Origin of the sequence: Pseudomonas sp. 10B238 (assembly GCF_000970615.1) — a bacterium.
GTDB lineage: Bacteria > Pseudomonadota > Gammaproteobacteria > Pseudomonadales > Pseudomonadaceae > Stutzerimonas.
Window position 1 is genome coordinate 94,511 of record NZ_KQ033930.1, and the last position, 22,373, is coordinate 116,883.

The 22,373-nt window shown below is 58.3% G+C and carries 16 protein-coding genes and 1 pseudogene; 3 read left to right on the plus strand and 14 right to left on the minus strand.

What is annotated here, in order from left to right; all coding sequences use genetic code 11:
* The first annotated feature begins 1 nt into the window (after nt 1).
* Nucleotides 2-2,278 (plus strand): type II secretion system secretin GspD, encoded by a 2,277-nt coding sequence (gene gspD, locus RT21_RS07165; protein ID WP_046162189.1) that lies wholly within the window; start codon nt 2-4, stop codon nt 2,276-2,278.
* Nucleotides 2,279-2,374: 96 nt separating this feature from the next.
* Here gspD and RT21_RS07170 read toward each other — a convergent pair whose 3' ends face one another.
* The 14 genes and pseudogenes from RT21_RS07170 to leuC form a co-directional block, all read right to left on the minus strand.
* Nucleotides 2,375-3,586, minus strand: coding sequence for an O-succinylhomoserine sulfhydrylase (locus RT21_RS07170; RefSeq protein ID WP_046162190.1), 1,212 nt, complete (start codon nt 3,584-3,586; stop codon nt 2,375-2,377).
* Between the two features lie 48 nt (nt 3,587-3,634).
* Nucleotides 3,635-5,140 (minus strand): amidophosphoribosyltransferase, encoded by a 1,506-nt coding sequence (gene purF, locus RT21_RS07175; protein WP_046162191.1) that lies wholly within the window; start codon nt 5,138-5,140, stop codon nt 3,635-3,637.
* 84 nt (nt 5,141-5,224) lie between these two features.
* The gene (locus RT21_RS07180; RefSeq protein WP_046162192.1) at nt 5,225-5,737 is read right to left on the minus strand and encodes a CvpA family protein; all 513 of its coding nucleotides are present in this window, start codon (nt 5,735-5,737) and stop codon (nt 5,225-5,227) included.
* Nucleotides 5,738-5,853: 116 nt separating this feature from the next.
* The gene (locus tag RT21_RS07185; RefSeq protein WP_046162193.1) at nt 5,854-6,483 is read right to left on the minus strand and encodes an SPOR domain-containing protein; all 630 of its coding nucleotides are present in this window, start codon (nt 6,481-6,483) and stop codon (nt 5,854-5,856) included.
* The gene (gene folC / locus RT21_RS07190) at nt 6,467-7,771 is read right to left on the minus strand and encodes a bifunctional tetrahydrofolate synthase/dihydrofolate synthase (protein ID WP_046162194.1); all 1,305 of its coding nucleotides are present in this window, start codon (nt 7,769-7,771) and stop codon (nt 6,467-6,469) included. Before folC ends, RT21_RS07185 begins: the two co-directional genes overlap by 17 nt.
* Entirely contained in the window at nt 7,768-8,661 is an 894-nt protein-coding gene (accD, locus tag RT21_RS07195; protein WP_045426099.1) for an acetyl-CoA carboxylase, carboxyltransferase subunit beta, read from the minus strand. Before accD ends, folC begins: the two co-directional genes overlap by 4 nt.
* Nucleotides 8,662-8,883: 222 nt before the next feature.
* Nucleotides 8,884-9,507 (minus strand): phosphoribosylanthranilate isomerase, encoded by a 624-nt coding sequence (locus RT21_RS07200; protein WP_046162195.1) that lies wholly within the window; start codon nt 9,505-9,507, stop codon nt 8,884-8,886.
* 118 nt (nt 9,508-9,625) lie between these two features.
* The gene (gene truA / locus RT21_RS07205; protein WP_046162196.1) at nt 9,626-10,495 is read right to left on the minus strand and encodes a tRNA pseudouridine(38-40) synthase TruA; all 870 of its coding nucleotides are present in this window, start codon (nt 10,493-10,495) and stop codon (nt 9,626-9,628) included.
* Nucleotides 10,496-10,497: 2 nt separating this feature from the next.
* Entirely contained in the window at nt 10,498-13,233 is a 2,736-nt protein-coding gene (locus RT21_RS07210) for a motility hub landmark protein FimV (RefSeq protein WP_046162197.1), read from the minus strand.
* A 151-nt stretch (nt 13,234-13,384) separates the two neighbouring features.
* Nucleotides 13,385-13,474 (minus strand): annotated as a pseudogene (locus RT21_RS23565) (aspartate-semialdehyde dehydrogenase); the annotation flags it as partial.
* A 249-nt stretch (nt 13,475-13,723) separates the two neighbouring features.
* Nucleotides 13,724-14,836, minus strand: a complete 1,113-nt coding sequence (gene asd / locus RT21_RS07215; protein WP_045426088.1) for an aspartate-semialdehyde dehydrogenase — start codon at nt 14,834-14,836, stop codon at nt 13,724-13,726.
* Nucleotides 14,837-15,021: 185 nt separating this feature from the next.
* Nucleotides 15,022-16,104: a 3-isopropylmalate dehydrogenase gene (gene leuB, locus RT21_RS07220; RefSeq protein WP_046162198.1), complete on the minus strand. Its 1,083-nt coding sequence runs from the start codon at nt 16,102-16,104 to the stop codon at nt 15,022-15,024.
* Nucleotides 16,105-16,170: 66 nt separating this feature from the next.
* Nucleotides 16,171-16,818, minus strand: coding sequence for a 3-isopropylmalate dehydratase small subunit (gene leuD / locus RT21_RS07225; RefSeq protein ID WP_046162199.1), 648 nt, complete (start codon nt 16,816-16,818; stop codon nt 16,171-16,173).
* Between the two features lie 10 nt (nt 16,819-16,828).
* Entirely contained in the window at nt 16,829-18,256 is a 1,428-nt protein-coding gene (gene leuC / locus RT21_RS07230; protein ID WP_046162200.1) for a 3-isopropylmalate dehydratase large subunit, read from the minus strand.
* Between the two features lie 175 nt (nt 18,257-18,431).
* On the opposite strand from leuC, the gene RT21_RS07235 reads away from it, so the two are divergent.
* Both RT21_RS07235 and RT21_RS07240 read left to right on the plus strand, forming a co-directional pair.
* Nucleotides 18,432-19,298, plus strand: coding sequence for a LysR family transcriptional regulator (locus RT21_RS07235; RefSeq protein WP_046162201.1), 867 nt, complete (start codon nt 18,432-18,434; stop codon nt 19,296-19,298).
* A 121-nt stretch (nt 19,299-19,419) separates the two neighbouring features.
* Nucleotides 19,420-22,311, plus strand: coding sequence for an EAL domain-containing protein (locus tag RT21_RS07240; protein WP_046162202.1), 2,892 nt, complete (start codon nt 19,420-19,422; stop codon nt 22,309-22,311).
* The last annotated feature ends 62 nt before the right edge of the window (nt 22,312-22,373 follow it).

Consider the following 22,373-nt stretch of genomic DNA (forward strand, 5'->3'; position numbering starts at 1 on the left):
GATGCTGCCTTTTTCCTCCCGCCCGCTCATTGCATTGCTCGCCGCCGGTCTGCTCGCCGCCCCCCTGCCCCTGTACGCGGCCGATCCCGGAATCGAACCAAGCGAGACCCAACAGGACGGCTGGACGATCAACCTTAAGGACGCCGACATTCGGGCCTTCATTGACCAGATCAGCCAACTGACCGGACAGACCTTCATCGTTGATCCTCGCGTAAAGGGTCAGGTGAGCGTCGTATCGTCTACGACCCTCTCGCTGGAAGAGGTCTACCAATTGTTCCTGTCGGTCATGGCAACTCACGGCTTCAGCGTACTCACACAGGGTGAGGTCGCCAGAATCGTGCCGAACGCCGAAGCGAAATCGGAGGCCGGTGGCGGCCCGACTGGAGGGGATCTGCTGGAAACGCGCGTCATTCAGGTCCAACACACATCCGCCACCGAGCTGATCCCACTGATCCGCCCACTGGTTCCACAGTACGGACATCTCGCTGCGGTCAGCTCGGCGAACGCGTTGATCATCAGCGACCGTAGTGCCAACATCGCACGCATCGAAGAGCTGGTCCGACAGCTCGACCAAGCCCAGAACGACGATTACTCAGTAGTGAATCTGCAATATGGCTGGGCCGTCGACATCGCTGAAGTCCTGCGCAATACCCTGGCACGCGGCGAGGCCAAGGACACCGCAGGTGCGCAGATCATTGCCGATTCGCGCACCAATCGCCTGATCTTCACCGGACCGGAACTGGCGCGCCAGAAGCTGGCCAGCCTGGCCAAGACACTCGATACGCCCAGCACGCGCTCAGCCAATACGCGGGTGATTCGCCTTCGCCACAATGACGCCAAGTCGCTGGCCGAGATGCTCGGCGACATTTCCGAAGGCCTCGCCGAACAAGGGGATGGCGAGGTCCAAGGGGGAGCGGGACGTCAGCAGAACATTCTCATTCGCGCGGACGAGAGCCTCAACGCACTGGTCATGCTGGCGGAACCCGAACTTATCTCGACTCTCGAATCAATCGTGCGCCAACTCGATGTGCCGCGGGCGCAGGTGATGGTGGAGGCAGCCATCGTTGAGGTATCTGGCGATATCACCGACGCCCTTGGCGTGCAGTGGGCCGTAGATGCACGAGGTGGCACGGGCGGCGTAGGTGGAGTCAGTTTTGGCAATACAGGCCTTTCCATTGGTACTGTGCTCAACGCCATCAATGACAATGAAATCCCCAACAATCTGCCTGACGGTGCAATCATTGGCGTTGGCACCCGTAGCTTTGGTGCACTGATCACCGCACTTTCCGCCAACAGCAAAAGCAACCTACTCTCCACCCCGAGCTTGTTGACGCTGGACAATCAGGAAGCCGAAATCCTGGTTGGCCAGAACGTGCCGTTCCAAACCGGCACCTACACAACCGACGCTTCCGGCGCAAACAACCCGTTTACGACCATTGAGCGGGAGGACATTGGTGTCACGCTCAAGGTGGTTCCGCATATCAATGAGGGCGCCACGCTACGCCTGGAAATCGAGCAGGAGATCTCCTCGATTGCGCCATCCGCCAGCCTTTCTGCTCAGGCTGTCGACCTAGTCACCAACAAACGATCCATCAAAAGCACCATCCTCGCTGAGGATGGCCAGGTCATCGTACTGGGGGGATTGATTCAGGACGATGTGACCCGAACCGATTCGAAGGTGCCTCTGCTTGGCGACATCCCACTGCTAGGAGCGCTGTTCCGCTCAACGCAGGAAAGTCATATCAAACGCAATTTGATGGTGTTTTTGCGACCGACCGTGATTCGCGACCGTGCTGGTCTGGCAGCATTGTCGGGCAAGAAATACAGCGACATCCGAGTCATCGAAACCAACCCCGGCAGCCCGACCATTCTTCCGGCCACCCCGGAAGGTTTATTCGATGGACAGGGACAACCAGCCCCGGCGATCGACCTGCGCTCCAACGAGCCCGAGCAACGCAGCCGCATGCCCTCTACTCCCGCAACGCAACGTGCACCGCAAAGCTTCACACCGCAAACGCAGCCGCCAATTCAGGCGTCCTCTCGCTCAGGCTGGGCAGTGCAACTGGCAAGCCTGCAAAACGGTGACAGTGCTCAGGCGCTGGCGAGCAAGCTTCGCGAGGCGGGCTTTGACGCCTACCTGCGCATTACCGGCCGGACGCATCGGGTGTTCGTGGGTCCGATAGACAGCCGCCGGGAGGCCAATCGGGTTCGAGAAGAACTGGCGACTGAACAGCGCCTTGACGGTTTCGTGGTGAATTTCGAGCCGGTAAAGGACTGAAATTGCAACTTCAGCACACGACGCTCGCGCTGATCCGTGTTCCATAAAAAAAGGACCCCGCTCTTAACGGGGTCCTTTTCGCCTGACCGTATTGATTTAGAGCGCCGCCAACCCTCGGGCGAGATCAGCTTGTAGATCAACCACGTCCTCGAGCCCCACGGCCACCCTTATCAAGCTATCGCGAATGCCTGCTTTGGCACGGTCTTCGGCAGAGAGCCGCCCGTGGGTCGTCGAGCCAGGATGGGTGATGGTGGTCTTGCTATCACCCAGGTTCGCCGTGATGGAAATCAAGCGGGTGGCATCGATGAAACGCCAGGCACCCTCCTTGCCCCCCCCCACCTCAAAGCTCAGCACCGCACCAAAGTCTTTCTGTTGACGCTTGGCCAATTCGTGTTGAGGGTGGCTGGGCAAGCCTGCGTAGTAGACTTTCTCAATCCCCGGCTGTTGCTCCAGCCACTCGGCTAACGTACGAGCACTGGCGCAATGGGCCTGCATACGCAGGCGCAGCGTTTCCAGGCCCTTGAGAAATATCCAGGCGTTGAACGGGCTGAGCGTTGGTCCTGCGGCGCGCAAAAAGCCCACGACTTCCTTCATCTGCTCCGCACGACCGGCAACCACACCGCCCAGACAACGGCCCTGACCATCGATGTACTTCGTGGCGGAATGAATGACGATGTCGGCACCCAGTGCCAAAGGCTGCTGGAGAACTGGCGTGCAGAAGCAATTATCCACGGCGAGCATCGCACCATTGCTATGACACAACGCCGCCAGCTCGGCGATGTCGACCAGCTCAGCCAGCGGGTTGGATGGCGACTCGACGAAGACCAACTTGGTGTTGGGCTTGAATGCCGGCGCCCAGGCTGCAAGCTCGGTAAGCGGTACGTAGTCGACCTCGAGCCCGAAGCGCTTGAGATATTTTTCGAACAACGAAACCGTAGCACCGAAAACGCTGCGCGACACGAGCACATGATCGCCAGCAGAACACAAGCTCATCACCATGGCCAGAATCGCCGACATCCCAGAGGCGGTCGCTACCGCTTGCTCGGCGCCCTCCATAGCAGCGATACGCTCTTCGAACGCTCGCACGGTGGGATTGGTATAGCGTGAATAGACATTACCCGACACCTCACCGGAAAAACGTGAGGCAGCGTCAGCGGCACTCCGGAACACATAGCTGGAGGTGAAGAACAGCGCTTCGCCATGCTCACCCTCAGGCGAGCGGCGCTGGCCCGCTCGAACAGCCAGCGTATCCATGCTCGCACCAGACAAATCACTGTCCAGCCGGCCTGCGTCCCAGTCGGTTGTCATAGTCGTTTTCCACCTTGAACCGAGGCGGCATGGCCGCCAGGTTGTCGATCAGTTGTTATAGAGGTCGATTATCGCGCTGCCAGCGACACCCTTGCTCTTGCTGAGGTCATTGCGGGCCTGTTCGATCTTGTGCAAATAGACATCATCGATGTCGCCAGTCACATACTTACCGTCAAACACTGCGCAATCGAAGTTCTCTATCTTTACCTTACCGCCACCAACTGCATCTATCAGGTCCGGCAAATCCTGGTAGATCAGCCAGTCGGCGCCTATCAGCTCTGCGACCTCCTCGGTGCTGCGATTGTGCGCGATGAGTTCGTGTGCACTGGGCATGTCGATCCCATAAACGTTCGGGTAGCGAACGGCTGGCGCTGCAGAACAGAAATAGACGTTTTTCGCCCCGGCTTCCCGGGCCATCTGAATGATCTGTTTGCAGGTCGTTCCCCGGACGATGGAGTCGTCCACGAGCATGACGTTCTTACCGCGAAACTCAAGGTCGATGGCGTTGAGTTTTTGCCGTACCGATTTCTTGCGTGCGGCCTGGCCGGGCATGATGAAGGTCCGACCGATGTAGCGATTTTTGACGAAGCCTTCGCGGAACTTCACGCCCAGTCGGTTGGCCAGTTCCAATGCAGCCGTACGGCTGGTGTCGGGAATTGGGATGACGACATCAATATCGTGCTCGGGCCGCTCCCGGAGGATTTTGTCGGCCAGTTTCTCGCCCATGCGCAGGCGCGCTTTGTATACGGAAACGCCATCCATCAGCGAGTCTGAACGCGCAAGATAGACATGCTCGAAGATACAAGGCGCGTAGCGCGGATTCGGCGCGCACTGACGGGTGTGCAGCTTGCCATCTGCCGTGATGTATACCGCCTCGCCCGGTGCCAGATCTCGGATCAGCGAAAAGCCCAGCACGTCCAGCGCAACGCTTTCGGACGCGATCATGTACTCCACACCCTGATCGGTGTGCCGCTGCCCGAACACGATTGGACGGATTGCATGCGGATCGCGGAAGCCAACGATGCCATAGCCGGTCACCATGGCCACCACTGCATAACCACCTACACAACGTTCATGCACCTTGGCGACGGCAGCAAAGACATCCTCCTCGGTGGGCTGCAGCTTGCCACGCACTGCCAGCTCATGGGCGAAGACGTTGAGCAGCACTTCCGAGTCGGAATTCGTGTTTACATGGCGCAGGTCGGACTCGTAAATCTCCTTGGTCAACTGGTCGACGTTGGTCAAGTTGCCGTTATGCGCCAGCGTGATGCCATAAGGCGAGTTCACATAAAACGGCTGTGCTTCCGCCGAGCTAGAGCTGCCCGCGGTGGGGTAACGCACGTGACCAATACCCATGTTGCCCACCAGGCGCTGCATGTGACGCTGCTGAAACACGTCCCGAACCAGCCCGTTGTCCTTGCGCAGAAACAGCTTGCCTCTGTCGCTGGTCACGATTCCGGCTGCGTCCTGCCCACGATGTTGCAGAACGGTAAGCGCGTCATACAACGCCTGATTGACGTTCGACTTACCGACAATGCCGACAATGCCACACATGCAAGGAACCTCTCAGTTGTTACAGGCTGATCCGGACATCACACAGGTTTTAGCCGTGCCGAGTCCTTCTAAAGATTGCTCGTCTTAGCTTGAAGCATCGAGCGAGCCGGCCACCCACTGGCTTCCAAACCCAAGGATCAGGTTCTTCGACCAGTCAGCAACCAACAGAAAATGAGGTAGCAACGTTGACTCTCGCCACCAGGGATCCTGCTGGACCGGGGCGAGGCTGAGCAGACCAACCAACACCACGACCAGCAGGCCCCCTCGAGCCGCCCCGAATACCATTCCAAGGAAGCGATCCGTACCGGAGAGGCCGGTGACGCGCACCAGCTCTCCCACGAGAAAATTAACCAGTGCGCCAACTAGTAACGTCACTACAAACAAGATTACGCACGCTGCGATGACTTGAAAGGAAGGTGTGCTGATGAAGTCCGCGAGATGGTGTGAAAGCGCACCACCGAACATCCAGGCGATGACGCCAGCAATGATCCAGGTGAGCAGGGAAAGCGCTTCCTTGACGAAACCGCGCTTCAAACTGATCAGGCTGGAAATGACCACAACGGCGATGAACGCCCAATCGACCCAGGTGAATGCCACAGGGTTTCCTGCAAAGGAGAAAGGCGGCGCATTTTACCAGAGCGCAAGCCAGGGAGTAAGCACCGCGTAGGTGCCCTCCAGGCTGCCGCCTAAACGAACTGGAACGCCGTTATGAGTCAGCCTTGCTCTGGCTTGAAACGTACAACGAACCCGTCGAGCTTCTGCTGTCGCTGCAATTGGTCCCGCAGACGATTGGCTTCCGCCCGCTCCACCAAAGGCCCCACGAACACCCGGTTCATCCCGTCAGCAGTACGTATGTAGGCGTTGTAGCCTTGAGATCGTAGTGTTTTCTCGAGCTTGTCGGCGTTTTCACGGCTGGAAAGGCTGGCCAGCTGAACAGACCAACTGACCGGCAGATTGGCTGCGTCCAACCGCTGCCCATCAGCCGCTGCCGGCTTGACCGGTGGAGGCGGAGCGCTTGCCGACTCGGGAGTGACCGGAGCAGGCTGTGATCCCACAGGAGCAGCATTGATGGGGTCCGCCGGGCTATTGGATTCAGCCACAGGCCCTTCTTCGATAATTTCGTAATTTTCTGGGATCGGGTCGACCTCTGGCTCAGGTACCTCTACAGGCTGTGTCTCGATTGCCGGTGTAGCCGGTGTTTCAGGCATTGCGGGCGGATCGACGGCAACCTGCTGGCCCGCATCATCACGATTGAAAAGCATCGGCACGAATATCACGGCCAGCGCAACAAGCACCAACGCGCCGACGATACGTTGCAACAATCCTCTATCCACCAAGAGCATGCCCTCCACCAGATGCGTGCCGATCAAGCCAGGCCAGCGCTTCAGCCACGCAATAAAAAGACCCAAACACCACTATCTCATCGCCCTCGCGCGCCTCATCACATTGCCGCTGGAGCGCCTCGGAGATGCCAGTGTAGATAGTGACCGCCTCGCCGCGCTCCATCAATGCCGAACGCAACTCGTCCGCAGAGCGCGAGCGATGGGTGGGTAATGGTGCGACTGCCCAAGCATCAAAAACAGTCGCCAGCGCGTCAATGACACCCGAGAGATCCTTGTCAGCCAAAAGACCGAACACCGCGAGGCGGCGACCGGGCTTCGACTCCCGATGGAGCTGCTCAGCCAGATAGACAGCTGCGTGCGGGTTATGCCCAACGTCTAGCATTACCGAAAGCTCAACGCCGCGGCAGTAGACGGTACGGCGATCCAGGCGTCCGGTAACTCGGGTGCTCTGTAGCGCCTCGACCAGTCGCTCAGGCTGCCAAGACGACTCGAGCAATGCAAACGCCTGTAGCGCTAGCGCAGCGTTATCCAGTGGCAGGGTCAGCATCGGAAGATCTAACAGCTCTCGGACGGCGCCTTGGGCGTCTATACCACGCCAATGCCAGCAGGTTGCTTCCCTACGCAGGTCGAAATCGCGCCCACGGACGATAAGCGGCACAGCGGACCGAGCCGCGCTTTCCAGCATCGATTCTGGAGGGTCGGCGTCACCACATACCGCGGGCTTTGCAGCACGAAATATTCCGGCCTTTTCAAACGCCACGCTTTCGCGGGTCGTTCCAAGCCATTCGGCATGATCCAAGCCAATATTGGTTACTACTGCCACGTCGGCGTCCACGATATTTACCGCATCGAGACGCCCACCAAGCCCGACCTCCAATACCACGGCATCGAGCGCCTCACGCTCGAAAAGCCAGAAAGCAGCCAGCGTGCCCATTTCGAAATAGGTGAGAGAAACAGAGCCACGCGCTTGCTCGACCGCCTCGAACGCTTCGCACAATGCCTCGTCTGTCGCATCGACTTGGTTGAAACGAACCCGCTCGTTGTAGCGCAACAGATGCGGCGAGCTGTAGACACCGACCGTCTTGCCCTGCCCCACCAACATTCGAGCAATGAAGGCGCAGGTGGATCCCTTGCCATTGGTACCTGTAACGGTGACGACCTGGCGAGCTGGACGCGTTAGCCCAAGCCTCGCGGCCACCTCCCGGCATCGTTCAAGGCCCATATCAATGGCAACGGGATGCAGCTGTTCAAGGTATCCGAGCCAGTCCTCCAGGCTCCGCTGGGTCATGCGTCAGCCGTGACCAAAGCGGGCTCACCTGGAGTAGGCATTTGCTGCAGCTGAGCCAGAAGACGCGACAGACGAGCGCGCAACTCGGAACGAGGAACGATCAGGTCGATAGCGCCGTGATCAAGCAAGAACTCACTGCGCTGGAACCCTTCCGGTAGTTTTTCGCGCACAGTCTGCTCGATCACACGCGGGCCAGCAAAACCGATGAGCGCTTTAGGCTCCGCAACAATGACATCCCCCAGCATGGCCAGACTCGCCGATACGCCACCATAAACCGGGTCGGTGAGGACGGAGATGAATGGCAACCCCTCTTCGCGCATACGAGCCAGGACAGCGGAGGTTTTGGCCATCTGCATCAACGAGATCAGCGCTTCTTGCATACGAGCGCCACCGGATGCTGCGAAGCAGACCAGAGGGCAGCGTTGCTCAAGCGCAGCATTCGCAGCACGCACAAAACGCTCGCCAACTATTGCTCCCATGGAGCCGCCCATGAAGGAAAATTCGAATGCACAGGCCACTACTGGCATATGCATCAAGGTTCCGCGCATCGCAATCAGAGCGTCCTTTTCCCCGGTTTGTTTCTGCGCAGCGGAGAGGCGATCCTTATACTTTTTGCTGTCCCGGAATTTCAATCGGTCAACAGGCTCGAGGTCCGCAGCTATTTCTTCACGCCCTTCCTTATCAAGGAAGATGTCCAGACGGGTGCGTGCGTCAATCCGCATGTGATGCTGACACTTCGGGCAAACGTCCAGAGTTTTTTCAAGCTCCGGCCGATAGAGGACTGCCTCACACGACGGGCATTTGTGCCACAGCCCTTCGGGCACTGAGCTTTTCTGCGTTTCCGAGCGCATGATCGAGGGGATCAGCTTGTCTACCAGCCAGTTGCTCATGCTTTTATTCTCCACAGCTTGTCAGTCCCGCGCGTAACGTCTGCACGCACCGGCAAATTCATCGTTGCGACCGGTCTCCAATCGGAGCTCACTGCGTCGCGTAAGCGATAGGCCTTAAGGCGCTGTCGCTGAGACTCGAGTCATCGCGCATCTACGGCGATGCATGAATGGCGGCTCGCCAGCACAGCGAACTGTAACTGGACGGCAAACGCCCTAGGTTCGTCACATCGACGCCCTTATCAACCGAACGAATTCCCTCACACAATCAGGATCTTTAATGCCTTTGCTGAGCTCCACTCCGCCGCTGACATCGACGGCAAATGGCCGCACTTCGGCCACAGCCTGCTGGACGTTTTGGCACGTGAGCCCGCCAGCGAGTATCAAGGGCTTGGGCAGATCAGCCGGGATCAGTGACCAGTCGAAAACTTCTCCAGTCCCACCTGGAACGCCTGCAACGAACGTATCAAGCAGAATGGCACTGGCGCCCGCATAGCGCGCAACCTGCCGTCGAACATCCTCGCCCGCCTGGACTCGGAGTGCCTTGTACCAAGGCCGACAGAACCCTTCGCAGTCGGCGGGGGCTTCGTCACCGTGAAACTGAAGCATGTCCAGCGGCACCGCATCTAACGTTTCGTTGATCTCGCAACGCGACGCGTTAACGAATAAGCCTACAGTGGTGACGAACGGCGGAAGTGCGGCAACGATTCTCTGCGCCTGCTGAATGCTGACGGCCCGAGGGCTCTTGGCATAGAACACAAGGCCGATTGCGTCCGCCCCGGCATCAGCTGCGACAAGCGCATCCTCGACTCGGGTTATTCCACATATCTTGCTACGAACGATAGGCAACGGCGGACACCTGCGATAGAAGACCCAGGATGGTAACAAAAGCACCAGAGGCTGCAACCTGCATCGTTCAGCCGCACCACTACCTGCGCCGCGCCAGTTTCAGTTTGGGCTTTTTGCCTCAGCGCGGGAGTGCCCGTACATCCGGCAGGCCGGACAGAAAGTGCGGCCCCAAATAGCGTTCAGGTAATTGGAACTGATCGGGATAGTCCACCTGGACGAGGTACAGCCCGAAGGGGTGAGCCGTCACCCCTCCAGTTCGCCTTACCCGTGACACCAATACCTCCCGCGCCCATTTGACAGGTTGCTCGCCGGCGCCGATTGTCATGAGCACGCCAGCGAAGTTCCGGACCATATGATGCAGAAAAGCGTTGGCACGTACGTCGAGCACAATAAGTCTGCCATGCTGGAGCAATTCAAAATGATGAATCGTCTTGATGGGCGACTTTGCCTGGCATTGGCGCGCCCGAAATGCGCTGAAGTCATGAGTTCCGACGAAGGTCTTCGCCGCTTCACGCATGAGTGCGATATCCAGGGGACGGTGATTCCAGGTCACTTCCTCTGCTAGGTGGGCAGGCCGGATATGATCGTTGTAAATCACGTAACGGTAACGGCGGGCCATGGCACTGAACCGTGCATCGAAGCTGCGAGGCATCTCCTTGGCCCAAGTCACACTGATATCGCTGGGCAGATTTTGATTCGCACCCATCACCCAGGCGTGCATGGATCGTTTTACCAGCGTATCGAAATGCACGACCTGGGCACACGCATGAACGAGCGCATCGGTACGTCCAGCACAACTCAACGTGACCGAATGCCCCCCGGCGACCTTGCTCAAGGCGTTTTCTAAAGACAGCTGAATGGAGGGTACGCCGTCACGCTGCCTTTGGAAGCCACGATACCGGGCGCCTTTGTATTCAACCCCGAGGGCAATTCTGAAAACGTCAGCGGCAGCCGATGGGGCTGCCACTTGGTGTACTGCTTCGATCATAGTCAGGCTAGTTTAGCGAGCATCTCTCGCGCTTCTTGCTGCTGGGTGTCACTTCCCTCGCTCATGACCTCGTCAAGAATATCGCGAGCGCCCTCGGCATCGCCCATATCGATGTAAGCCCGCGCGAGGTCCAGCTTGGTGGTGGTTTCGTCGGTATCGGCAAAGAAATCGAAATCGTCGTCCAGAGCCTCGGCCGAAGACGTGGTCGGCTCAACTGCGCTTTCCGGCACTACTGCCGATGGATCAAGCGTCTCATTGTAATCCCGTGAAAGGTCGTCAAGCTCGGCCTCGACCACCTCCAACTCTGAGGAGAAAGTTTCCGGCGCCGACTCTGCAGCAGGCTCGTCATCCAATGACAGGTCAAATTCGTCGGGCATACTAGCGGGCTGCACAGGGTCAGCAAGCCCAAAGTCAAACTCTTCCACCGACTCGGTCGAGGCTGGCTTTGCCTCGTCACCGAGACCCAGCATCAGGTCTTCGTCACGAGTAGAACTGCTGGGCTGCTCGTCTAGATCAAGCGAGAAGCCGGCCAGCTCATCGTCCAATGACACATTCTCGGTTGCTGCTAGCTCGTCTAGATCGAAGGAGAAATCGTCGGCAGATTGCTCTTGGGCTGCGACCTCGAGACTGATTTCGTCGAAGTTGACATCATCCAATTCCGGCGTGGCTTCGCTAGCTGGCGCTACGGGTGCAACCGCCAGGTCATCGTCCAGCTCGAGATCATCGAGGCTCAGATCGAAGTCATCGTCCGCCTTTTGCTCCGTCACCGGGGCTGGCTCTTCCAGCTCGAGGTCATCCAGACTGAAGGTGTCAAAATCATCGTTTGTAGAGGCAGAGGCAGCCGCAGCACCAAAACCGGCCGCCGCCATCGCTGGATAACGGGCCTTTGTCTGCTCGATCTCCGCAAACGAACCACCTATTTCGCGAAGCTCAACCTCTTGCCTCGCGAATCCATCTCGATCGCCCAGTTCGGCATAGACCTCCATGAGCTTCAGCCGCAGGTCGCTACGCTGCGGCTCGTCGTTCAACGCGTTCTGTAGCAGTTCGGCAGCCTGGTTAAAACGACCGTAAGCAATATAGATATCCGCCTCGGCCAAGGGGTCATTACCCGCGCCAGCAAGCGAATCTGCTGATACCTGTTCAGCATCGTGCGCGGCGCCTAGATCGGCCGAATCGCTCTCAGACGACTCAAGCTCCGCCTGAGCGAGATAAAAATTATCAGTCGAATTGTCGGTAAGAAGGCTTTCCTGCAGTTCCGCCTCTTTCATGGCGTTACGACGTGACAGCACCATTAATCCGACCAGCAACAGCAGTAACGCGCTGCCGCCCAGAACACCGAGCAGAACGGGACTGCCCAACAACTCGTCGATGTAGCCATCGGTCTCTGGCTCTTGCGGATCGGCAACCGGCTCGGCCGGCACAACAGGTGCTTGCTCGGCCTGCGTAGGAGGCTCTATGGTTTCGCTCTGAGGGGCCTGCGACGCTGCGTCCGGGCTAGCATTGGCTCCATCACCAAGCTGAGAATCCCCTTCAGCAGCCTCGGGCGCAAGCTCAGCGCTTGTGCCAGTCTCTTCGGCCGAAGGGGTCAAAGGCGCAGCGACACCTGCCCCTGCTTCCGTCCCGGCCGCGAGCTGTGCCTGCAATTTTGCTAACTGGTCGTCTTTCAGCTGCATCAGACGCTGCAGCTTGTCCAGCTGCCCCTGCAGGTCGTTGAGACGATCCTTCAGGTCGAGATTTTCGCGACGGCTGGAATCGAGGCTCTCTTCGCTAACAGCTAGCTTGTCGCGCAATGCGGCCGCATCACCACCAGCTCCTTCATCACTTCCAATGGTCGACTTGCCAGGTTCTGGGGCAACTAGCCGGAGATTGTCACCCTGTTCGCTGCGCGACGGCGCAGCACCTGCCGAGCCACGCTGAGTGGCGTCGAGCTGACGAGCAGCTGGTGCTGCCGAGCCTGAAGCCTGGCGCCAGCTCGCGTTCTGCTGCGCGACCTGCTGAATCGCCTCGGCTTGCGAACGACTGCCAATTTGCTCGGCATTAGGAAGACGGAGCACCTGACCATTCTTCATGCGGTTGATGTTATTGCCAATAAAGGCGTTGGGATTAAGATCCTGAATGGCCAACATTGTTTGATGGACCGTGCCGCCCTGGCGTGCACGCTCAGCAATCTCCCACAGCGTGTCGTTAGGCGTGACCTTGTATTGGTCGCTTGACGACGCAGCGCTGGTGGCGGAGGAGGAAGCAGGTCGTGTCGCGACTTGCGGGACTGCGGCAGGCCGGGAAATCGGAGCAGCAACAGGCAGTTGCGGCGCGACCGAAGCGGCAATCTCCGGCGAGTAAAGTGGCGGGTCCAAAAGCAACGTGTACTCACGCAGGAGCCGCCCGCTTGGCCAGAGCACTTCGATCAGGAAATTAAGATAGGGTTCGCGGACCGGTTTGGTCGAAGACACCCGAATGACGCTTTTGCCGTCTGGGCGCAAAATCGGAGTAAAAGTCAGGTCAGTCAGGAAGTATTGGCGATCGACACCTGCCCGATTGAAATCTTCAGCGGACGCCAGAACCGGCACAACTTCACCGGGCGCTAACGTTTTCGCGTCCAGCAGTTCGATTTCAGCCACCAGCGGTTGATTCAGCGAGGACTTCAGCGTGACCTCGCCCAAACCCAGCGCATAAGCCATTTCGGAAGTCAGCGCGGTAGCAGCCGCGATTGCCAGCACCAGATTGCGAACCCGAACCATTGTGTAAATCCTTGTTTTTTAACTTTTCTCGGATCTTCGAGAGGGTCTTATAGTCACTGCCTGCGCCCGCCAGGTGGCGGTCCCCCGTCAGCGATAAGCCTAAACAGCGTTGTTAGCTAGAATAATTCTTCGAACTTCCAGCAAGTATCTTTTACAGATAGTGTTTTATCAACAACTCACCAGACCAGGCAGCGTTGCCCACTACGCCTTTTCGCACGTTATCAGACCCAATCCACAAATTAGCTCCGCGGGCTTCAAGCGAGTCGCAACTGCTGGCGACCCGTGCTCACCGAGTGCTGGCTTTTTCAAACCCTTGAAGCGCCCCACTGTAGCGGAAAGCATTCTTGACACTGAACATTCGAGACTTAACCCGACGAAATACCAGAGAAACGCCACCTCGGCTATGCCAGTCCGCATGCGTCTCGGTGGGTTTCGGCACAAAAAAAGCGCCGCGGGGTTGCCGAGGCGCTTCTGGTATCGCTTTCTAGTATTAACGCTCTAGGAGAATGCGCAACATGCGGCGTAACGGCTCGGCCGCCCCCCAAAGCAGCTGATCGCCGACGGTAAATGCACCGAGGTAATGCGATCCCATGTTCAGCTTGCGCAGGCGGCCGACCGGGACACTCAATGTGCCAGTCACCGAAGTCGGACTCAGCTCCTGCATGCTTGCGTCACGATGGTTCGGAACAAGCTTTACCCAAGGGTTGTGCTGGCTAATCATGCCTTCGATATCCGAGATAGGCACGTCCTTGTTCAGCTTGATGGTCAACGCTTGGCTGTGGCAACGCATGGCGCCGACACGAACACAAATACCATCCACCGGAATCGGGCTTTTGAATCGACCCAGGATCTTGTTGGTTTCCGCCTGGGCCTTCCATTCTTCGCGGCTCTGCCCGTTCGGTAGCTCCTTGTCGATGTAAGGGATCAAGCTACCGGCCAGTGGAACGCCAAAGTTATCGACCGGGAACGCCTCCGAGCGCTGGCATTCGGCAACTTTTCGATCGATGTCCAAAATAGCGCTAGCCGGGTCAGCAAGCTCGTCAGCGACCGAAGCATTGATACTACCCATCTGCTTGATCAGCTCGCGCATGTTCTGCGCACCTGCACCAGACGCGGCCTGATAAGTCATCGCACTCATCCAGTCGACCAGCCCATGCTCGAACAGACCGCCAAGCCCCATCAGCATCAAGCTGACGGTGCAATTGCCACCGATGTAGTTGAGTGTGCCCGCATCCAGCTGATGGTCGATGACCTTGCGGTTCACCGGGTCCAGCACGATAACCGCGTCGTCGTGCATGCGCAGCGTGGAAGCCGCATCGATCCAATAGCCCTTCCAGCCCGCCTCACGCAGCTTCGGGAAGACTTCACTGGTGTAGTCACCACCTTGGCAAGTGAGAATTACATCGAGAGTTTTCAGCTCATCGATGCTGTAGGCATCCTTCAGCGGCGCTATTTCCTTGCCGATCGAAGGACCCTGACCGCCGACGTTGGAGGTGGTAAAGAACACCGGCTCGATCAGGTCGAAATCCCGCTCCTCCAGCATCCGCTGCATGAGCACGGAACCAACCATACCGCGCCAACCGATCAGACCTACACGTTTCATCGCAACTACACCTATATATATGTGGCCCGCGGGACGGGCCGTCGATAAACAAAGACGCTTTCGGGTTCAAAAGCGCGGGCGCGTTGTTCATACACATCAAACACCACGCCTCGCACTATTCGGCGCTTCCGCCTAGCCGTCGCCCGCTAGCGCTATCAACGGCCGGTGCAATGGGGCCAGAGAGATTACAACTTCGCGAGCGCCGCGACTACCGCATCGCCCATCACCTGAGTATTCGCTTTTTCACAACCTTCGGACCAGATATCACCTGTTCGCAATCCCTGGTCGAGCACGTTGCTAACTGCCTTCTCGATCGCATCCGCGGCAGCGACCTGGTTGAAGCTGTAGCGAAGCATCATCGACACCGAGAGGATCGTTGCCAGCGGATTGGCGATACCCTTCCCGGCTATATCCGGAGCTGAACCATGGCAAGGCTCGAACATGCCTTTGTTGTTCGAGTCGAGAGAAGCAGAAGGCAGCATGCCGATCGAGCCGGTCAACATGGAAGCTTCGTCCGACAGAATGTCGCCGAACATGTTGTCGGTGACGATCACGTCGAACTGCTTCGGCGCGCGCACCAACTGCATCGCTGCGTTATCGACATACATATGGCTAAGCTCGACATCCGGATAATCTTTGCCGACCTCCTCCACAACAGCGCGCCACAGCTGACTGGATGCCAGTACGTTCGCCTTGTCCACCGAGCAGAGCTTCCTGCCTCGAACAAGAGCCATGTCGAAACCGACCTTGGCTATGCGGCGGATCTCGCTTTCGCTGTAGGGCAGCGTATCGAACGCCATACGCTCGCCATTTTCCAGCGTTTTGCTCTCACGGGGCTGACCGAAATAGATGCCGCCAGTCAGCTCCCGGACGATGAGAATATCCAGACCGGACACGATCTCCGGCTTCAGACTAGAGGCGGCCGCCAGCTGCGGGTACAGCAGCGCCGGGCGCAGATTCCCGAACAGGCCCAGCTGGGAGCGAATTTTCAACAAGCCACGCTCGGGGCGGATGGCCGGATCGATGGCGTCCCACTTCGGCCCGCCAACCGCGCCCAGCAGAATGGCGTCCGCCGCACGAGCACGCTCCAGCGTCTCGTCAGCCAGTGGTACGCCATATTTATCGACCGCCGCGCCACCCAGCTCGTCATAGCTCAACTCGAAATCGAGTTGAAACTTGTGGTTGGCCAGTTCCAGCACCTTGACCGCTTCGGCCATGATTTCAGGGCCGATACCGTCGCCCGGAAGAACTAAAATCTGCTTGGACATTGATAAATTTCCCTTTGTAATAACTGAAAGCCACGAGCAAGTTGCTTGAGCTCTCCGCTTCTTTATTTACTTAATAGCGCCAAACAACCAGGGCTGGTTCTGTTGATGACGGGTTTCAAACGTCTTGATGGCCTCAGCGTCTTGCAGAGTCAGGCCGATATCATCCAAGCCGTTAAGCAGGCAGTGCTTGCGAAATGCATCGACCTCGAAGCTGTACTGGACACCGTCCGGACGGGTAACCGTCTGAGCGGCAAGGTCTACAGTAAGCTGATAACCCTCAGTGGCCTCTGCCTGTTCGAACAGTCCGTCGACCTCGTCTTCCTTCAGGACGATCGGCAGCAGGCCATTCTTGAAACTATTGTTGTAGAAGATGTCGGCAAAGCTCGGCGCGATGATCGTCCGGAAGCCATATTCTTCCAGCGCCCAGGGCGCGTGCTCACGGGATGAACCGCAACCGAAGTTCTCACGCGCAAGCAGGACGCTAGCCCCCTGATAACGCGGAAAATTCAACACGAACTCCTGGTTCACGGGGCGAGTCGAACAATCCTGATTGGGCAGCCCGACATCCAGGTAGCGCCACTCATCGAACAGATTGGGCCCGAAACCGGTGCGTTTGATCGACTTGAGAAACTGCTTGGGGATGATCTGATCGGTGTCGACGTTGGCGCGGTCGAGCGGCGCGACGAGACCGGTATGCTGGGTAAATGCTCTCATGGTGGTCTCCTCAGGCCTGCATCAATTCACGAACGTCTACGAAACGACCAGTCACCGCAGCCGCGGCCGCCATTGCCGGGCTCACCAGATGCGTCCTGCCACCGGCACCCTGCCGACCTTCGAAGTTGCGGTTGGAGGTGGACGCGCAGTGCTCGCCACTGCCCAGCTTGTCCGGGTTCATCGCCAGACACATGGAGCAACCCGGCTCGCGCCATTCAAAGCCTGCCTCAACGAAAATCTTGTCCAGCCCCTCCGCCTCGGCCTGCCGCTTGACCAGCCCGGACCCCGGCACCACCATCGCTTGCTTGACCGTTGCGGCAACCTTACGACCCTTCGCCACTTCCGCTGCGGCGCGCAGGTCTTCGATCCGGGAGTTGGTGCAAGAACCGATGAAAACGCGATCGAGTTGAATGTCAGTGATCGGTTGGTTGGCTTGCAGCCCCATGTACTTCAGCGCGCGAGTGATGGAGTCACGCTTGACAGGGTCAGCTTCAACAGCCGGATCCGGCACGTTCTGGTCAACCGCCAGCACCATTTCAGGTGAGGTACCCCAGCTAACCTGTGGCTTAATGTCTTCGGCATTCAACTCCACGACCGTGTCAAAAATGGCATCTTCGTCAGAAATCAGCGTCTTCCAGAGCTCGACAGCCCGCTCCCAATCGGCGCCTTTGGGCGCAAAGGGTCGACCGTCCACATAAGCGATGGTTTTCTCGTCTGCAGCCACCATCCCTACGCGCGCCCCGGCCTCAATGGACATATTGCAGATGGTCATGCGCCCTTCCATCGAAAGGTCACGGATGGCACTGCCAGCGAACTCCAGCGCATGACCGTTGCCACCGGCCGTGCCGATCTTGCCAATCACGGCCAGAACGATGTCTTTGGCAGTCACGCCAAAGGGCAGCTTGCCCTCGACGCGCACCTGCATGTTCTTCATTTTTTTAGCGACCAGGCACTGCGTGGCGAGCACATGCTCGACTTCCGAAGTGCCGATGCCATGGGCCAGTGCAGCGAAAGCGCCATGCGTAGAGGTGTGCGAGTCCCCGCAGACCACTGTCATCCCCGGCAGGGTTGCTCCCTGCTCTGGGCCGATCACATGAACGATGCCCTGACGAACGTCGTTCATCTTGAATTCAAGAATGCCAAAGTCGTCGCAGTTCTCGTCCAAAGTCTGCACTTGGATACGGGAAACCTCATCGGCGATCGCTTCCAAGCCGCCCTGACGCTCGCCCTTGGTAGTCGGCACATTGTGATCCGGGGTGGCAATGTTGGCATCGATGCGCCATGGCTTGCGCCCGGCCAGGCGAAGCCCTTCAAACGCTTGCGGTGAGGTCACTTCGTGCAGGATATGACGGTCGATATAAATCAGTGACGAGCCATCATCGCGGCGCTTGACCTCGTGCATTTCCCAGAGCTTGTCGTAGAGCGTTTTGCCAGCCATCGGACTTTCCTCATCAGTGCGTTGGGCAATAGCCCTTTTGCTTATGAGGTCATGCTAGGGACTTGCAATGGATTACTCAAATTCATATTTTTCATCTTACTCATTCCTTATCGGAATACAGACATCTATCCTCATGCTAATGACGTCAGTCCAAAACCGATGACCGGAGCCAGCCATGGACCTCGCCAGCCTTAACGCTTTTATAGCAATCGCCGAGATGGGCAGCTTTTCCCTCGCCGCTGAGCGTCTGCATCTGACTCAGCCGGCCGTGAGCAAGCGCCTGGCTTCGCTGGAATCACAGCTGAGCGTGCGACTGTTTGATCGGCTTGGCCGGGAAATCGGGCTGACTGAAGCTGGCCGCGCGCTGCTACCTCGCGCTTATCAGATCCTCAACGTGCTGGACGATACCCGTCGTGCACTGACCAACCTCAACGGCGACGTCAGCGGACAACTGAGCCTGGCCACCAGTCACCACATCGGGCTGCATCGTCTACCACCGTTGCTGAGAGCCTTCACGCGCGCCTATCCGAAGGTGAATCTGGATATTCGTTTCCTTGATTCGGAGGTCGCTTACGATGAAGTTCTGCATGGTCGAGCCGAACTGGCCGTAATCACGCTGGCACCGCAGACCGCATCGCCGATCCGCGCGGTCAAGGTATGGGACGATCCACTGGACTTCGTCGTCGCCCCCGAACACCCGCTAGCCCAGAAGCCTGACATAACGCTAGCCGACGTCGCCGGCTTTCCTGCGGTATTTCCAGGTGGCAACACGTTCACCCATCACATCGCTCACCGGCTGTTCGAGCGTGAGAGGCTGACGCCTAATATCACGATGAGCACCAATTACATGGAGACCATCAAAATGATGGTTTCGATTGGGATCGCCTGGAGTGTGTTGCCCCGCACCATGCTTGATGATCAGGTAGTACGATTGCCCCTCTCGGGCATTCAACTGGCGAGGGAGCTCGGCTACATCACCCATACCGAGCGCACCCTGTCGAACGCGGCAAAGGCCTTCATGTCACTGCTGGAGGCCGACTAAGCGCACTTGCACTTTGCCACTAGCTACGGATAAGTTCGCGGGACAACAACAAGATCCAAGAGAGCCATGAGCATCGCCTACCGTCGAAACATCACGCAGACCCAGCTCTTCGAGGCCGCTCATGTTGCCGCCTGATGCCACGTCCGATGCCTCCCCAGGTGCACCACAACCATGGCAGGACGTTGCGCGCCTACTATCGATGCTTGACGGTGCAGGGCTCGGCCTGTGGTCCTGGGATGTTCAACGCGACGCCATGCATTGGTCCCTCGGCACGGGGAAGCTGTTCGGCCTGAGCGCGCCGCTCGTAGAGCTTTCTCCAGCTCGGTATCTCGAACTCGTCATCCCGGAAGACCGACCGCACGTCGAGACCGCAATATGTTCGATGCTCACTGGCGCCGAACCACGGTTCAGCTTCCGCCATCGCGTCTGCTGGCCAGACGCCAGTGTGCGGTGGCTTGAAATCGATGGGCAACGACAGGTCAATGAGAATGGGGAGACGACGCTGGTGGGCGTCATCCGCGACATCACCGACCGTCACATTCAGGCGCAGGCGCTGGAAGACAGCCAAGAACGCCTTGAGCTTGCACTCGCCTCCGCAGAGCTGGGCAACTGGGAATGGCACATTCCAAGCGACCGGCTCTATGCCTCGTCCAGGGCCTCCGAGCTGCAAGGTCTGGTAGAAGGCCCATTCGACGGATCGTTTCGTGAGTTTTTCCGCAGCGTCGCTGCGAACGACCGCAAGACCATGCGGGCGGCATACAGCGACCTCCTCGCCGGGCGTCGACAAACCTATCAGGCCACCTACCAGGCCAACCATCCAGACGGCACGATTCGGCACCTCGAAAGCACCGCCAAGCTCTACCGGGACGAGCGTGGCGCGCCCTTGCGCATGGCCGGAATTATCATCGACGCCACCGAACGGGTCCTACGTACACAGCACCTGGCGGCGTCGGAAGCGAAGTTCTCAGCTTTGTTTCAAGGCAGTCCAGACCCGATCTCCCTGTCCCGCATCCGCGACGGGGTTTTCATGGAGATCAACCCGAGCTTTGGCGTGGTGTTCGGTTGGGAGAGCGCCGATATCGTCGGGCGATCTGCTCCGGAAATCGGCATCTGGCAGGACGAACGGCAGCGAAAATCACTGTTCGAGCAACTGATGCGTGATCAACGGCTGGAGAACGCCGAGGCACAGTTCCGCACCAGGACAGGACAGATCGTCACTTGCGTGGTTTCCAGCCGGTTCATCCGCGTCGACCGCCGCCTGTGCATCGTCACCACTTTTCGTGACATTACCAAACGACAACAGGCCGAGGCGGCGCTGAAGGCCAGCGAGGTTAAATTCGCCAAGGCTTTTCATTCGAGCCCTGACGCCATCATCATCAGCGAGCGCGGCACGGGACGATTCATCGAGGTTAACGAAGGCTTCCAACGCCTCTCAGGCTACAGTCCCGAAGAAGCCATCGGCAGAACCTCTTATGAATTGGGCGTCTGGCCCAGCACGCAGCGCCAGGAGATTCTCGAACGGCTCGAACGTGACGGCCGGGTGACGAACTGGGAGATGGTCGGGCAGGATCGTCACGGTCGTTTAAAGCACATTGAAGTGTCGGTAGAACCCATCGTGCTGAACAACACAGATTGTCTGCTGTTATCCGCACGGGACATCAGCCAACTCAAGGCCGCCCACGCGCAAATTCACCACCTGGCCTATCACGACCCGTTGACTAACCTGCCTAACCGAACGCTGTTAATGGATCGCCTGACTCAGCAGACGGCGCTGCATAAACGCCACAAGCTGCGTGGGGCCCTACTGTTTCTCGACCTTGACCACTTCAAACACATCAACGACTCGCTTGGACATCCTGTCGGTGACGCGGTATTGAAAATGATCACTGCCCGCCTCGAGGCCAGCATCCGACAGGAGGACACCGTAGCCCGCTTGGGTGGCGATGAATTCGTTGTGCTACTCACCGGTTTGACGGGCAAGCGCTCGGAGGTGACCCGCCATGTCCGCCAGGTCGCCGAAAAACTTCGCACCCTCCTCGCCGAGCCTATGGTGTTCGAAGGCAACAGGCTGCAGGTAACGCCCAGTATCGGCATCGCCTTGATGCCTGATCACGGCGAGACGCCTGCCGATCTGCTGAAGCGCGCCGACATTGCGCTCTATCGGGCAAAGGACGCCGGACGTAATGCGATTCAGCTGTTCCGCACCACAATGCAACAAGCCGCCAGTGCACGCCTGCAGCTTGAGAGCGAACTGCGTCTTGCCCTGCAGCGCAACGAATTCGAGTTGTACCTTCAACCACAGGTCGACGCGCGCTCCGCCAGGGTGATCGGCGCCGAGGTCCTGTTGCGCTGGCATCACCCGGTGGATGGCGTGCGTTCCCCTGCCCAGTTCATCGACGTGCTCGAAGAAAGCGGCCTGATTGTCGAAGTGGGCAATTGGGTCATCAGGGAGGCCTGTCGCATCGCCGCATCGCTGTTGGCCAATGGCGTCGTTGATTCGGACAGCTTCAGCCTCTGCGTCAACATCAGCCCACGACAGTTCCGCCAAAGTGATTTCGTCGAGCGGGTTCTCGAAGCGCTCAAAGCCGTCAGCCTTCCGCACACGATGATCAAACTGGAAATCACCGAAGGCATCGTTATCCAAAACCTGGACGACACCATCGCCAAGATGCGCCGCCTCTGCCGACAGGGCGTGAGCTTCGCCATGGACGATTTCGGCACCGGCTATTCTTCCCTCACCTACCTGAAGCGGCTACCAGTCGATGTCCTTAAGATCGACCAGTCCTTCGTTCGCGATGCACTGGATGATCCAAACGACGCCGAGATCATTCGCGCCATTGTCGCAATGGCGCGAAGTCTAAGGCTGGAAGTGATTGCCGAAGGGGTCGAACAACAGGCGCAGCTTGACCTGCTCCAAGCGCAAGGCTGCTACCTGTATCAGGGATATCTCTTCAGCCGCCCTCTTCCGCCGGCAGATTTCGGAGAACTGCTCAAAACTCACTCACTCAGCTGAAAGGCGTTGCCAGAAAACGAAAACCCCGCCGTGCGAACTGCGCAGGCGGGGTTACTGTTCAA